This is a genomic window from Bacillus sp. ISL-47, from assembly GCF_018613175.1.
Classification (GTDB): Bacteria; Bacillota; Bacilli; order Bacillales; family Cytobacillaceae; genus Cytobacillus.
The window spans coordinates 69,103-83,477 of sequence record NZ_JAGGQS010000045.1; the positions used below are offsets into that span (position 1 = coordinate 69,103).

Below are 14,375 nucleotides of genomic sequence, written 5' to 3' on the forward strand. Positions count from 1 at the left end.
AGAATAAACAAGCATTCTGTCTTATTATGCGCTTCCCCAGGAAATCAGTTCATTATTTTCCGAGCCTGAGAAAGAAGGGAAGCGCACATAGTAAGCAGAATACTATTATCAGGGAGATTAAACATTATCAAAATTGTTAAAATTTTGGGGATATTTTAGTAGGAAGGTGATGGTAAAGTGCGTGCAAGAAGCCGAAAACAGCAAACATTTAATGTGGAAGAATTTAAATTTGGATTAACAACTGTCTTTCTGCATCTATCATTTTATGCACTAATCATTTTTATACTTATACTTTTTATTGAGCTATTTAGTTAATTCGGAAAGATTGCATACATATTACATCCACACTCCAGAGCAGGCTGGAAGCAGGCTCTGGAGCGGACCCTAATCTTTAGAAAGCAAACCCTTATCCATCAAATATCTTTCAACTTCTTTAAATTCCTCAACTGGTATAAATGGTACGTTCTTTTTGCGAAGAAGATCCTGAAGCCCATTTTTTGCAAAAGTGATGTCGGCATGCTCAGCAGGGTGGGAATCTGGTTCACTGTCGCCTATAAAGTACACCGTTTCATACTTACTCTTAAGGTCCTGAATAACCTTTGACTTATCAATACCATACCTTTCAGAATAATGCCTGTGATTTTTATCTATATTCATATGAACATTCTTCTCATGATAATAGCCCTCATTGGAAAATACCTTAACATCTTTAATTCCATATTTATTTAAAATATGATGAATATAATAATCTGTCCCGGCACTCAAAATATAAAAATCACCACCGTTTTCCTGGATCGTTTTTATAAATTCTGGCACTTCTTCATCAATGGGAATTGAAAGAATATCCGCAATAATTTGATCTTCCTCCTGGTCTATCGAGGTAAAGACTCTATTTAAAAAATCGATATCCTTTATTTCACCAGCTTTCCACTTCGGCATAAGCTTACGGCCTTCTGGGAAATATTTATCCATCATAATTAAATAAAAGTCCTTCTTCGAAATGGTTCCATCAAAATCAGATACAAAAGCCCACTTTTTCATCCTATTAACCCTCCCGTAATTGCATTTCTTGCTAAGATGAATTCGTTTATCAGTGCTCTATTAGCAATACCCTTTCTTTTTTATGTTCAATCAAAGAAAAATACGCCTTTTAATTTTATTCCTGAAGAGATTAATGGTATTATTAATTTGATTTTCACATAAGGAGATGAATGAGCATGGCAGAAAAAGGATACATAGTATTGAAAAATGGTGAAAAGGTAGAATTTGAATTATACCCGGAAGCAGCTCCAGGCACTGTTGAAAACTTTAAAAAGCTTGCGAACGAAGGTTTCTATAATGGTCTAACTTTCCACCGTGTAATTCCTGGATTTGTTAGCCAAGGGGGATGCCCAAATGGAACAGGTACAGGCGGTCCTGGCTACACAATCAACTGCGAAACAGAAGGCAACCCTCATAAGCATGAGGAAGGTTCCCTTTCAATGGCGCATGCTGGCCGTAATACTGGAGGAAGCCAGTTCTTTATCGTTCATGAACCACAGCCGCATTTAAATGGTGTTCACACTGTTTTCGGAAAAGTTACTTCTGGCATGGAAGCAGTTAAAGCGATGAGTAATGGCGATGTTATGGAGAAAGTAGAAATCTTAGAAGGATAATTTGTTTAACACAAAAAAGAGCCGCAATGGCTCTTTTTTTCTTTTCCGCAAATAGCCTATTGTGTTATTTCTCATACTAAAGATAGCTTTATACACAAGGAGATGACGAAAATGGGCGCCATTGAAAGAAACGGCTATCGTTTTGAGCCGGAATTCAGTGTAATCAACCAAAATGGGGCTATCCATGTATATCAGAATGGAAAGTTCATAGAAGAGATTTCATTTAAATTTACTGGCAAGTTTCCAGAAAATGACCAAATTGAAGAAATCGTTGATACTTATTGCAATAATCACGGACTTTAAGGTTCCTCTTTTACTTGCGTCCTGGCGTTGTCAATGACAGGACGCAGTACCTCTTCATTCATCTGAATAATACTTTTTATTTTTTGTTCCCATATCATTTAGATACAATAGACAATATCAGCACCAATGAAAGGAATGATAATTTTATGGAGCCTATTAAAGACCATTTAAAGGAAAACCTTGATTTGCTGTTTGTCGGCTTTAACCCAAGCATACGCTCAGGAGAGACAGGGCACCATTTTGCAAACCCCAATAACCGTTTTTGGAAAATCCTCCATGAATCTGGTTTAACTCCGACGAAATTCGATCCCACTGAAGATTACAAATTGCTGGAATTAGGCTACGGCATGACTAATATCGTACCAAGGCCTACAAAAGCAGCCGATGAAATAACGAAAGAAGAATATAAAGAAGGAAGAGAAGAGCTGATTAAAAAAATTAGTGCATACAAGCCCAAGGTTGTTTGTTTTGTAGGAAAAGGTGTATACCAGGAATACAGCCGAAAAAAAAAGCTTCCCTGGGGAACCCAGGACGAATCAGTCGTGCCAGGCACCATCGATTTTGTCGCTCCATCATCCTCAGGACTAGTCAGAATGAAGGTTGATGAAATTGTTCAAATTTATGCTGAGATTCCTAAGCTAATAAGGTCCATAAAGTGAGATTTGTTATATTAGTTATAATGTATTTATTCTGATTATAACCATTTTTCAGCCCGTAAATATAGAATCGTGGCAAGCTGTCATTTTGGGCTTTATTCCTTTCGATTAACGGTCATTTCCCAAGCCAATCAGGCATTTTTAAGTTGTCCCTTTTTATAACCAGCTCCAAAATGAATTAAGGCGAAGTAATTTTATCTAAACTCCCTAACCTAGTGCAAATAGCACAAATTCTTCCTTTTTTCTCACCCAAGTCTAGTAAATTCCCTACGAACGATACTGTCAAAAAAGATTCAGAATTGTTAAAATGGTTATAACAGCTAGAACCAGCTTCAATTTAATCTCTTAAGGAGGGAAAGAAATGGAGCAATATGTTCGCGTTATTCCTTATAAGGTGATCCAGCAGGAAGAGGAAGTTAAAGAAGTGCCAAAAGGTGTTGAATTAATTCAGGCGCCAAAGATTTGGAACGAAACCAAAGGAAAAGGCATTAAAGTTGCTGTCCTGGATACAGGCTGTGATGTAAATCATCCAGATTTAAAGGATCGTATTGTTGGCGGCCGCAATTTTACAGACGATGATAGCAGCAACCCTGATATTTTTACAGACTATAACGGACACGGCACTCATGTTGCCGGTACAATTGCAGCGCAGGAAAATGATGCAGGTGTAATCGGAGTAGCCCCGGAGGCAGAACTCCTGATTGTAAAGGTTTTAAACAAAAATGGATCCGGACAATATGAGTGGATTATCAATGGCATTCATTATGCAATCGAGCAAAATGCGGATGTTATCTCGATGTCCCTTGGCGGCCCGGCTGATGTACCTGAGCTGTATAATGCCATAAAAGCTGCAGTCAAGAAGAATATCCTTGTTGTTTGCGCTGCAGGCAATGAAGGCGATGGGGATGATTCAACTGATGAGTTTGCTTATCCTGGCTGCTACAATGAGGTTATTAGCGTTGGAGCGATTAGCCTTGAAAGAGACTCATCTGAATTTACAAATTCCCATAACGAAATTGATTGCGTTGCACCAGGTGAAGGTATCCTATCAACCTATTTAAATGGAAAATATGCTACACTTAGCGGCACCTCCATGGCAGCTCCTCATGTCTCCGGTGCACTGGCATTGATTAAAGATTATGCAAACAGGCAGTTCGAAAGAAAACTTTCAGAACCTGAGCTGTATGCACAATTAATCAGGCGGACTGTTCCGCTGGGCAATTCACCAAAGCTTGAAGGGAACGGGCTCGTCTATCTAACAGTTCCTGAGCATTTGGCCGGCATATTTGACCAAAACTTTAAAACTATGGTAATGAATGCAATATGATTAAAGTGAACAGCATTTCCGAGGCATGGATGACGGCTCAAACGAAATATATTGATAGTGTTCAAAATGAAACTTATTATGATTCAGAGCTGGATTTAAAAAAGCAAGAGGCATACTACAGCAAGGTGGATTTTGAAAAAGAAAATATTGCAGTACAACTCCATTCGCTGCTTGAAAGTACGCACACCCAGCAATTGGATTATTCACCGCATCAATATGTATATCCTTGGGTTGATTTGCAGGAGAACCGTAAGCTTAAGAGCCTATACTCTGGCACTGGACTCGACCCACTCAAAACAATTGATCAGGATTTAAAGCTCTTGCAAATGATTCAGGAAGAAGGCTTTACCTCCAGCGAAAGGGTCATTTTTAATACGGAGCATGTTGTGCCCCAATCCTGGTTTGGAGGGAAAGAGCCAATGAGAGGGGATCTTCATCATCTTTTTGCTTGTGAACCGGCTTGCAATAGTATGAGAAGCAATTTTCCATACTATGATTTTGAGTCATATGTTCCTGAATTCCAAGCTGTGAAAATTAGAAACGGCTGCGGGATGGCAGAAAATGAGAAGTTTGAACCTGAATATGGAAAAGGGGTCGCAGCAAGAGCAGTATTCTATTTTGCAGTAAGATATACAAAAGTGATCAGGATGGAAACCAAAATGGATCTGCATCTTTTGCTGAAATGGCATGAAGAAAATCCTGTGACTTTATATGAAAAGCACAGAAACACTGCAATCCAGGATCTGCAGGGGAACCGCAATCCCTTTATTGATTATCCTGAACGTGCAAAGGAAATGCTCGGCTTATAAGTGAAACCGCCTGAATTCAGGCGGTTTTTTGTTTATAATATTGCTATAAACAACTAGTTAGAGGAGCCTTGATATGCAGCCGTTTACCATAAAAGCTATTAAGATTATTCAAAACATCCCTTCCGGAAAAGTTATGACCTATGGACAAATTGCCAAACTTGCCGGCAGTCCGCGGGGTGCAAGGCAGGTAGTCCGAATCCTTCACTCCCTAAGTGAAAAGCATCAGCTACCCTGGCATCGGGTTGTAAACGGGAAAGGGGAAATAGGCTTTAAAGATGACCTTTCTTTTAACCTTCAAAGAGAACTGCTTGAAAAAGAAGAAATTTATGTATCTACAAAAGGAATACTGGATTTGCAGGAGTATCTATATGACCCTTTTTACCACCATTCGTAATCGCTCAATAAAAACCCTGTATATTCCAAATAAATACAGGGTTTCCACTAATTAGAAATACCTATTTTGATCTTGATGCAAATTCCTTAATCATTTCAATTGTTACCAACTTCCTGGCAGGTACAATGCCCTGTTTAGATAATTCATTAATCCTCGCGGTTACTTCATTTATCTTATCCGCAGAAAAAGGCAATCCTTTTCTGCAGTTATCCAAAGCTTGTTCAATATAATTTTCACGTTCCTGATCAAGAGCTGCGAAGCTTGTTATGATTTTATTTTGTTTGCCAACATGTTCTGATATTGCTTTATGTACACTCATTTTTCCACCCCTTAAAAAATTCACTTATTGCTATCATACCATTTTTTATAAAAATATTTTAAGATTAATTATCTTAAATAACAATAATAAATTCACTTAAAAAAATCTGGGTATGAAGAGCCAGTCCTCATAACTTCCAAAGAGGAGAATAAAATAGTGAAGAGATGAAAAATGAATCTTTTTCCTTATAATGGAAATAAAGGGAACTCACCTTTCAAAAAAGAAAAGGTTAGGAACTAGAAATGAAAGGTGGATTATACATATGAAAAAAACACTGAAAATGGGTATTAGCATGTTGTTGATTCTTGTGCTCGCATTTGTTCCTTTTTCCCAAACAGAGTCTCCTCAGGTAAAGGCAACGGAAGAAGGAAGCGATTTAGTTCAGCAGCTAAACCACATCCTTAACAATGACCCCATTTTACAGGGAGCACTGGCCGGGGTCAGTATCCGCAATGCAGAAACAGGAGAATTGATTTATGACCATATAGGAGATATACGCTTACGGCCAGCTTCCAATATGAAGCTTCTGACTGCTGCTGCAGCTTTGGATACTTTGGGTGATAATTATAAGTTCAAAACAGAACTTCTTCATACAGGCTCGCTGAACGGGCAGACTCTGCAAGGTGATCTGATCTTAAAAGGAAAAGGAGATCCTACTCTTTTAAAAGCGGACTTTGATGCTTTTGCAGCAAAGGTGAAGGAAGCAGGCATTAAAGTGATTCATGGTAACCTGATCGGTGATGACACGTGGTACGATGATGAGCGCTATTCAACAGACCTATCCTGGAGCGATGAATCCTGGTATTACGGTGCACAGGTTTCAGCATTGACTGCCTCTCCGAACGAAGATTATGATGCAGGAACTGTGATTGTAGAGGTGTACCCTGGAGAAAATGCAGGACATGAGCCAGTTGTTAAGATGGTGCCGGAAACGGATTACATAAAAATTGTAAACAAAGCAAAAACCGTTGCAAAAGGCGAGAATAAAGATATCAGCATCGAACGTGACCACGGTACTAACACTGTAACCATTGAAGGAGAAATCCCGGTTGACGGAAGCCGTTCCAGGGAATGGATTGCTGTTTGGGAGCCTGCTGGCTATGCACTGGATCTCTTTAAACGATCCCTTGCCGAACAAGACATCAAGCTGCAGGGGAAGATTATTGCTTCATCTTCGCCTGCAGGTGCCAAGGTTCTTGCAGAGCATCAATCCATGCCGCTTTCAGAATTGCTTATTCCTTTTATGAAATTAAGCAACAATGGACATGCCGAGACACTCATCAAGGAAATGGGTAAAATCGAAAAAGGGGAAGGCAGCTGGGAGAAGGGGCTTGAGGTTTTAGAAGATAAAGTTAAAGAATTTGGCATGAATGAAAAAACTCTAGTACTTCGTGATGGATCAGGAATTTCACATGTAAACTTAATTCCGGCAAATGAGATTTCAAAGCTGCTTTTTGAAATACAAGGTAAAGAATGGTTCCCATTCTATTTAAATTCCCTGCCGATTGCCGGAAACACAAACCGCATGGAGGGGGGAACTCTTCGAAATCGAATGAAAAACTCCAATGCTGTTGGAAATGTTAAAGCAAAAACCGGTTCAATCTCGACAGTCAGTTCATTATCAGGGTATGTCACAACAACTACCGGAAAAGAGCTAATCTTCTCAATTGTACTAAATAACTTAACGGATGGTTCACGAGGAAAATTGATTGAAGACAAAATTGCCAAATTACTAGCTGACCAATAGAGCAAACTAAAAGGGCAGGTCTCCATTTCGGATTCCTGCCCTTTTTCTTATTCAGCTTTGGCAGCCTGAATTTGCAGATCAATTTTCACTTTATCGCCAACAAGGACACCGCCAGTTTCAAGGGCAGAGTTCCATGTTAAGCCGTAGTCGCTGCGCTTAATTACGCCCGCTGCACTGAATCCCACTTTTTCATTTCCCCACGGATCTTTTCCAGAACCCTCATAAGTAACCGTGAACGTTTCAGGTCTTGTTACTCCATGAATCGTTAGATCTCCTGTTACATCATACTCATCGTCACCTTTGCTTGAGATGCCTGTTGATTTGAACGTCATTTTAGGGTGTTTTTCAATATCAAAGAAGTCAGCTGAACGCAGATGGTTATCACGGTCTTCATTCCGTGTGTCAATACTTGAAAGATCTACATTAAATTGAATGTCCGCTGTTGTTAAGTCCGCAGGATCTGCTTCGATTTCTGCATCAAAGCTATTAAAGCTTCCTTTCACGTTTGCGATCATCATATGTTTGATTGAAAAATCAACACTGCTGTGTGCTGGATCAACAGCCCATTTTGTTTTTGCCATTATTTCATCCTCCATTTGTTTTGAATTCGATTGTTTTGAATTCAAGATATTTTAATTCTAGATAAAGTATATGACCGTTTCAGTTTTCTGTCAATGATATTTTTTCAAAAGATGGTAAAATGAAGACTACTTAATTTTTCCTTAGGATACATAACCTAATACATAATGATCACAGCACAAACTAATTGTGGTGCTTAAAGGGGAACGGAATATGAATCAACTTGAACAAACTTATAATAATGCTGCAGAGCACACGAAAATAAAAATACTTGAAGATGTCGACCGCTATCTTGGGAGTAAAGAGGCCATGCCGACTTATAAGGAATACCTATCTGAAAGGTTCCATTATATCGACCAAATTTGGGTGAATGTCTGGCTGAATAAAATTACAACTAAAATTTCAAAGCACGAAAAAAAGAAGTACTTAAGCGACAAAGGATATGAAACAGAGAATGTGGACAGGAAATTGATCAATCATATATTTAGAACTGAGATGAGGGATTATCAGCCGTTTAATACCTCAGAATGGCTTAATGATCGGTTCGAAAGCAAAGATGAGGAATGGGAAGACCGCTATAAGAATGCTCGAGCCCACTATCTTCAAAAAGCTGAAGAAGAGAGGCTGCAGCGAAAAAAATATGTCATCCGCGAAACGATTGAAGAGAAAATTGATGAGATCATGGAACAGGAGTATAGTCTTCTTTATTTATATATAAGACATATGACAGCCAAGCAATTGGCATCGGATTTTAAAAACAAAATAAGATACTCCCAGGTCGATACCTTTGCACTGGAAGAAAAGCTAGAGGAAGCTGGAGGCTTTAATTCCGACGAGTATAGAGCTATGGCTGACTTCCTTGCTGAACTGACTGGAAATATCCATAAAACCTTGCACTGGGGCCAGGGCTATTTTGAATACGAAACCTATTACTATGTGTATAAGAACAATATTTCCGGATATCTTTCTGAAACCCTGCAAACCCTTGTCCTGCAAAACCTTCCACATGAATTATTTGAGGAGTATGAAGAAGCTTACGGCAAGCCTTTGACTGGGAAGGCGGTTAAAAAGCTGATTACCCATACTCTTCACGATATCAATGAGAGCTTTTTTGAAAGTATTCAGGAAGAATATGTTGAAGATCTGCTAAAGCTCGCTGACATCCCGTTTGCCCCAGATGTCCATAAAGAGTTATTCGAGAAGGACCTTGAAGTAAGAGAGCGTAAAAAAGCTGAGGAACTGGCAGAACTGCAGCGGCAAAAAGAAGAAGAAGCCCGAATGCTGGAGTATGTTTTCGGACAGGAATACAGTCCTTCGCTGGAACGGGCAAAGCGCTATGTTCTTCATATTGGGGAAACCAATACAGGCAAGACCCATCATGCTCTTGAAGGAATGAAGCTGGCAGGCAGCGGTATGTACCTGGCCCCGCTTAGACTGCTTGCTCTGGAAGTATATGATAAGCTGAACCGTGATAAAGTACCCTGCTCCTTGAAAACAGGGGAAGAAGAAAAATTAGTATCCGGTTCAAAGCATCTCTCCTGCACGGTTGAAATGTTTCATGAAAAAGATTTTTTTGATGTGATCGTTATAGATGAAGCCCAGATGATTACAGATAAAGATCGCGGCTTTTCTTGGTATAAAGCGATCACAAAAGCAAATGCCAATGAAGTGCATATTATCGGCAGCCGAAGTGCAAAGAGCATGATGCTCCAGCTGCTTGGCGATGCAGACATCGAACTGAATGAATATAGCCGCGATATTCCGCTGGAAGTGGAAGCGAAAGAGTTTAAGTTCAAAAATGTGAGAAAAGGAGATGCGCTTATCTGTTTTTCCAGGAAAAGAGTGCTGGAAACAGCCTCAAGACTCCAGCAGGAAGGCCACTCGGTCAGTATGATTTACGGATCCATGCCGCCTGAAACAAGAAAGAAACAAGTATTGCGCTTTATTAATGGCGAAACTTCCGTGATCGTGTCAACTGATGCCATTGGGATGGGTCTTAACCTGCCAATCCGCAGAATCGTCTTTCTCGAAAATGAGAAGTTTGACGGCACAAAGAGGCGGCTGCTTACATCACAGGAGGTTAAGCAAATTGCAGGGAGGGCAGGCCGCAAAGGTTTATACAATATCGGGAAGGTCTCGTTTACGAAAGATATTAAAAGAATGAAGGCATTGCTTGAAATGGAAGATGAACCTGTCCATACCTTTGCGATTGCCCCAACAAATACTGTATTTGAAAGATTTCAACGGTATTATCGTGATTTGGGCACATTTTTTGAGCTATGGGATAAGTTTGAAAGCCCTAAAGGCACCAAAAAAGCGGCTCTGACAGAGGAAAGAGATCTATACGAGAGGATTCGCGGAACTGAAATAGAAGCTAAGCTTGGCATTATGGATCTGTACGGCTTTCTCCATCTCCCGTTCTCAAAAAAAGAGAATGATCTTGTACGGCAATGGGAGGAGACCATGTATGCCATAATTGATGGTGTTGAGCTGCCCGAGCCGCGGATCAAGAACCGCAACCTCGAGGAGTTGGAACTCACATACAAAGCTATTGGCCTGCACCTTCTGTTTCTTTACCGGCTTGAACAGAGAACTGAAGCATTATATTGGGAAAGATTACGAGAAGAAATAAGTGACCATGTCCATGAAAGGCTGAAAACAGACATTAAAGAGCTCTCAAGAAAATGCCGAAGATGCGGCAAAAAGCTTCCTTGGGAACATGAGTTTCAAATTTGTGATGAGTGCCATACTACACGCTCCAGGAAAAGATATAACTACTATAGAAGGTAAACAATCCAGGGATGATTGGATGGGGTAGAATGTTATTTGGCTGCCATTTAAGCATTAGGGAAGGCTACTTAGGGGCTGCAAAAGCTGCTGAAAAAATGAATGCTTCCGCCTATCAGTATTTCCCTAAAAACCCGAGGAGCTTAACTGTTAAGGATTTTGATCAAGAGGATGCCAGGCTTTGCAGGGATTTTTGCGAAGAGCACGGGATCTTTTCTATTGCACATACACCATATCCGACGAGCCTGACACCGCATCCGGAGAAACAAGATCTTACGATTAACTCCTTACTGAATGATCTTGATATAGCTAACTGCTGCGGTTCAGCGGGAGTAGTCGTCCATTTCGGCAGTCCTATAAGCAGCAGGGACCCGCTTGCTGGCTATCACTTAATGATTGAAATGCTAAATAAAGTGCTTAGGCAATGGGATGGGCCGTGTCTTATCCTGCTTGAAAACACTGCCGGCCATCCAGGAACAATGGGGACGATCATAGAGGAACTTGTTCAGGTCCGCAGCTTATGTGATTACCCTGACAAAATTGGCTTCTGCCTGGATACCTGCCATGCCTTTGCAAGCGACCTTTGGAATGGGGACAACCTTGAAGAATTCCTTCAAAAAGGAGAAGAATTGAACTATTTTGAGCATTTAAAAGCTATTCATTTTAATAACTCAAAATATCCGGCGGGTTCAGGAAAGGACCGGCACGCCAATATATTCAACACAGGACATATAACCGAAAAACAGTTTGATGAGTTCGTAAAAGCAGAGCCATTTAAAAAGCTGCCTTTTATACTGGAAACACCGTCTGATGAAGGAATTAAACATGCAGATGAGGTAGCGCTTCTTATAAAAAAATGGGTAAATAGCACCGATGTAATTTGAAAAAGCCTGCTGGCAAAACAGCAGGCTTTTCATGATCAAGGCTTTAAAACCACTTTAATGCAATCATCTTCATGTCCATTAAAAATTTTATACCCATGACTTGCCTCATCTAAGGTAATTTTGTGCGTGATGATGTCCTTCGGATCAAATTCTTTGTTTATGATTTTCTCATATAGCTTAGGCATAAATGGTATGACAGGCGCCTGTCCCATTTTCAGCGTAATGTTTCTGGAGAAGAATGCACCCAGCGGGAACATATTATAATTTGCACCATAAACCCCGGTAATTTGGACTGTTCCTGTTTTTCTGACAGCTTTTGTCGCAATTTGAATCGGTCCCAAGGTCCCGCCTTGAAGCTTTAACTTTTGCTCTAAAAACTCAAGAGGTGACTTTTTCCCGTCCATGCCCACACAATCAATGACAACATCAGCTCCGCCATGAGTTATTTCCTTTAAATGCTCTCCCATATCCGGGTACTTAGTGAACTCATATACTTCCACTTTATTCGTTGCCTTTGCGTGATTGATCCGGTAATCGAGATAATCAACCGCGATGACCCGCTCGGCGCCTTCCATCCATGCAAATTTTTGAGCCATTAGACCAACTGGACCACAGCCCAGGACGATAACCGTATCACCCTTTTTAACACCAGCATTTACAACACTCCAATAGGCAGTAGGAAGGACGTCAGATAAAAATAACAGGGATTCATCCTCAAGTTCACACGATTCCGGAACGAGAAATGGTGTGTAATTGCCGAAAGGAACTTTTAAATATTCTGCCTGTCCCCCAGGATGATTTCCAAATTTTTCGGTGTATCCAAAATAACCTCCCGAATCATAATGCGGATTGGAATTATCGCATTGGCTGGTTTGATCCTGCTGGCAATAAATGCACTGTCCGCAAGATACATTAAATGGGATAACAACTCTGTCGCCCTTTTTCACTTTTGTCACCTCAGGGCCTGTTTCTTCGACAATGCCCATCGGTTCATGTCCGATAACATATCCTTCGGGAAGGGGCATATTCCCCTGATATAAGTGCAAATCCGAACCGCAGATCGCCGTGGACGTTATTTTAACGATAATATCATCTTTTTTTTCAAGCTTCGGGTCATCTACATTCGTAACAGCTACACGGTTAGGACCCTGATAAGTGACAGCCTTCATTTTCCACACTCCATTTTTTGTTGGCCCTGATTCAGTTTCAATGAAATGAAAAAGGGATTCTGGTTTGCTATACTTGTAAAAGAATTTTTAATATCGCTGTTTTCGCAAAGTTTGTTGCTTTCGAACCATTTTTAATAAACTAAGTTGATTGGAGCGGAAGGCGCTAATCCCGCGAAAATGCTATCGCATTTTCTTCGTGCGGTGTCCATTCGAGGAAGCTTATTCAACGTCCTACGGGAGTAGCGTTCCAAGGGAGACCCCGCAGACGCAGAGCGTCGAGGAGGCTCCCGGTAGCCCCGTGGTTCGCTGAGCGCCTCTTGCTGAAATCAACAGGCAGAGTTCAAAGCAAAAACAACAATCTATACGAAAAGAACCTTTAATATAGAAAAGAAACCTACTGGCACAATAATCATCAATAATATAAGTTTCGCTCGTTTGCTAATAATTATTCGATTTTTAACATAGGAGGGGAAAAAAGAATGTTTATTGTCAAACTATATAACCAAAGCGCTGACGTTCTCCATATCGGCCGTTTCAGCACTTTACAGGAAGCAGAAGCCGGAGCATCCAGAGGATTAAAATACAGCAGTACAGCTATCGTCTATGATGGAGAAATACCTGTGATGCTGTTTGATCATGCTTCCTACCCGGAAGGATTCCCGCTGGGTACGGGAAATTATTAATTTTTGAAAGAGGGGGAAACCTTGAAATTAAGTATTTTGGATCAGGCACCTATTTCTTCAGGATATTCACCAAGGGATGCCTTAGAGGCATCCGCAAGGCTTGCGCAAGCTGGAGAGAGGCTGGGGTATACAAGGTATTGGATTGCAGAGCATCATGATTTATCCGGTTTAGCCTGCTCCGCTCCAGAGATTATGTTAAGTTATATTGGTTCCAAAACAGAAAAAATCCGTATCGGTGCAGGCGCCATCTTACTCCCGCACTATAAACCATACAAGATTGCGGAATTGTTCAATATGCTTGCTACTTTGTTTCCAAATCGAATTGATCTCGGGATCGGCAGGGCACCAGGCGGATCAGCTGAAGCCACGATGGCACTTTCAGACAATTTTTTGGAAGGTGTCCGGAAAATGCCCGAAACAGTGAAGGAGCTGCTCCATTTCTTAAACAAAGACTTTCCGAAAAATCATATGTTTTCAAGGATTTCCGCATCGCCTGTTCCAAAAATCAGACCCGAACCATGGATTTTGGGAACCAGCTGCAAAAGTGCTGTTATGGCTGCCGAGAACGGTGCAGCCTATGCATTTGGCCAATTTATGAGCGAAAAAGATGGAGAAGAAATCATAAGGGAATACAGGGAAAATTTCAAAGCAAGAGGAAGCCTGCAGAAGCCCAAAGTGATTTTAACAGTATCCGCTATTTGTGCCGAAACGGCGGAGGAAGCAAAAGAGCTAGCTCTCAGCAGCATGCTGTGGAGGCTGAAAACAGATAAAGGCGAAGGCAATCAAGGAATCCCTTCGATTGAAGAAGCAAAAAGCTATTTTCTCAATGTAAATCAGGACCCTTTTACTAAAAAGTCCAGCTTAATTATAGGCAATCCCACCGAAGTTGCACAGGAGCTTAGAGATATGCAGGACCGGTACCAAGCGGATGAGATCATGATTGTAACCATTGTTCACCGTTATGAAGCCCGCCTGCGTTCATACGAACTTATTGCCAAAGAAGTACTGAGTTAATTTAAAAAATGATGAATCTCGCCCGCCTATTTTGAATACATATTCAGGG

Annotated in this window: 15 protein-coding genes; 11 read left to right on the plus strand and 4 right to left on the minus strand. The window is 40.7% G+C overall.

What is annotated here, in order from left to right:
- Positions 1-384: 384 nt before the first annotated feature.
- Positions 385-1,041 carry an MtnX-like HAD-IB family phosphatase gene (locus tag J7I93_RS15110; RefSeq protein WP_214726689.1) on the minus strand — a complete coding sequence of 219 codons (657 nt, stop codon included), beginning with the start codon at positions 1,039-1,041 and terminating at the stop codon, positions 385-387.
- A 176-nt stretch (positions 1,042-1,217) separates the two neighbouring features.
- Between J7I93_RS15110 and J7I93_RS15115 the strand changes: the two genes are divergently transcribed.
- The 6 genes from J7I93_RS15115 to J7I93_RS15140 all read left to right on the plus strand — a co-directional run bounded on the left by J7I93_RS15115 (position 1,218) and on the right by J7I93_RS15140 (position 5,144).
- On the plus strand, positions 1,218-1,655 hold the full coding sequence (locus J7I93_RS15115) for a peptidylprolyl isomerase (RefSeq protein ID WP_214726690.1): 438 nt from the start codon (positions 1,218-1,220) through the stop codon (positions 1,653-1,655).
- 111 nt (positions 1,656-1,766) lie between these two features.
- A complete protein-coding gene (locus J7I93_RS15120; protein WP_214726691.1) occupies positions 1,767-1,958 on the plus strand; it encodes a YbxH family protein in 192 nt (63 codons plus the stop codon).
- Between the two features lie 146 nt (positions 1,959-2,104).
- Positions 2,105-2,617 (plus strand): G/U mismatch-specific DNA glycosylase, encoded by a 513-nt coding sequence (mug, locus tag J7I93_RS15125; RefSeq protein ID WP_214726692.1) that lies wholly within the window; start codon positions 2,105-2,107, stop codon positions 2,615-2,617.
- Between the two features lie 358 nt (positions 2,618-2,975).
- Positions 2,976-3,941: a S8 family peptidase gene (locus tag J7I93_RS15130; RefSeq protein WP_214726693.1), complete on the plus strand. Its 966-nt coding sequence runs from the start codon at positions 2,976-2,978 to the stop codon at positions 3,939-3,941.
- On the plus strand, positions 3,938-4,750 hold the full coding sequence (locus tag J7I93_RS15135; protein ID WP_214726694.1) for an endonuclease I family protein: 813 nt from the start codon (positions 3,938-3,940) through the stop codon (positions 4,748-4,750). Before J7I93_RS15130 ends, J7I93_RS15135 begins: the two co-directional genes overlap by 4 nt.
- Before the next feature lie 73 nt (positions 4,751-4,823).
- Complete coding sequence (locus J7I93_RS15140) at positions 4,824-5,144, plus strand: MGMT family protein (RefSeq protein ID WP_214726695.1); 321 nt, start codon at positions 4,824-4,826, stop codon at positions 5,142-5,144.
- A 61-nt stretch (positions 5,145-5,205) separates the two neighbouring features.
- On the opposite strand, the gene J7I93_RS15145 is transcribed toward J7I93_RS15140, so the two are convergent.
- Complete coding sequence (locus J7I93_RS15145) at positions 5,206-5,463, minus strand: YpbS family protein (protein WP_214726696.1); 258 nt, start codon at positions 5,461-5,463, stop codon at positions 5,206-5,208.
- 262 nt (positions 5,464-5,725) lie between these two features.
- Here J7I93_RS15145 and dacB point away from each other — a divergent pair, with 262 nt between their 5' ends.
- The gene (gene dacB / locus J7I93_RS15150) at positions 5,726-7,210 is read left to right on the plus strand and encodes a D-alanyl-D-alanine carboxypeptidase/D-alanyl-D-alanine endopeptidase (protein WP_214726697.1); all 1,485 of its coding nucleotides are present in this window, start codon (positions 5,726-5,728) and stop codon (positions 7,208-7,210) included.
- 47 nt (positions 7,211-7,257) lie between these two features.
- Here dacB and J7I93_RS15155 read toward each other — a convergent pair whose 3' ends face one another.
- Positions 7,258-7,791 carry a YceI family protein gene (locus J7I93_RS15155; RefSeq protein WP_214726698.1) on the minus strand — a complete coding sequence of 178 codons (534 nt, stop codon included), beginning with the start codon at positions 7,789-7,791 and terminating at the stop codon, positions 7,258-7,260.
- 211 nt (positions 7,792-8,002) lie between these two features.
- Here J7I93_RS15155 and J7I93_RS15160 point away from each other — a divergent pair, with 211 nt between their 5' ends.
- Together J7I93_RS15160 and J7I93_RS15165 are read left to right on the plus strand one after the other, a co-directional pair.
- Positions 8,003-10,579 (plus strand): DEAD/DEAH box helicase, encoded by a 2,577-nt coding sequence (locus J7I93_RS15160; RefSeq protein WP_214726699.1) that lies wholly within the window; start codon positions 8,003-8,005, stop codon positions 10,577-10,579.
- A gap of 11 nt (positions 10,580-10,590) precedes the next feature.
- The gene (locus tag J7I93_RS15165) at positions 10,591-11,460 is read left to right on the plus strand and encodes a deoxyribonuclease IV (RefSeq protein ID WP_251025856.1); all 870 of its coding nucleotides are present in this window, start codon (positions 10,591-10,593) and stop codon (positions 11,458-11,460) included.
- A 35-nt stretch (positions 11,461-11,495) separates the two neighbouring features.
- Here J7I93_RS15165 and J7I93_RS15170 read toward each other — a convergent pair whose 3' ends face one another.
- Positions 11,496-12,629 (minus strand): zinc-dependent alcohol dehydrogenase, encoded by a 1,134-nt coding sequence (locus J7I93_RS15170; RefSeq protein ID WP_214726700.1) that lies wholly within the window; start codon positions 12,627-12,629, stop codon positions 11,496-11,498.
- Between the two features lie 479 nt (positions 12,630-13,108).
- Here J7I93_RS15170 and J7I93_RS15175 point away from each other — a divergent pair, with 479 nt between their 5' ends.
- Entirely contained in the window at positions 13,109-13,312 is a 204-nt protein-coding gene (locus J7I93_RS15175; protein ID WP_214726701.1) for a hypothetical protein, read from the plus strand.
- A gap of 21 nt (positions 13,313-13,333) precedes the next feature.
- A complete protein-coding gene (locus J7I93_RS15180; RefSeq protein WP_214726702.1) occupies positions 13,334-14,326 on the plus strand; it encodes an LLM class flavin-dependent oxidoreductase in 993 nt (330 codons plus the stop codon).
- The last annotated feature ends 49 nt before the right edge of the window (positions 14,327-14,375 follow it).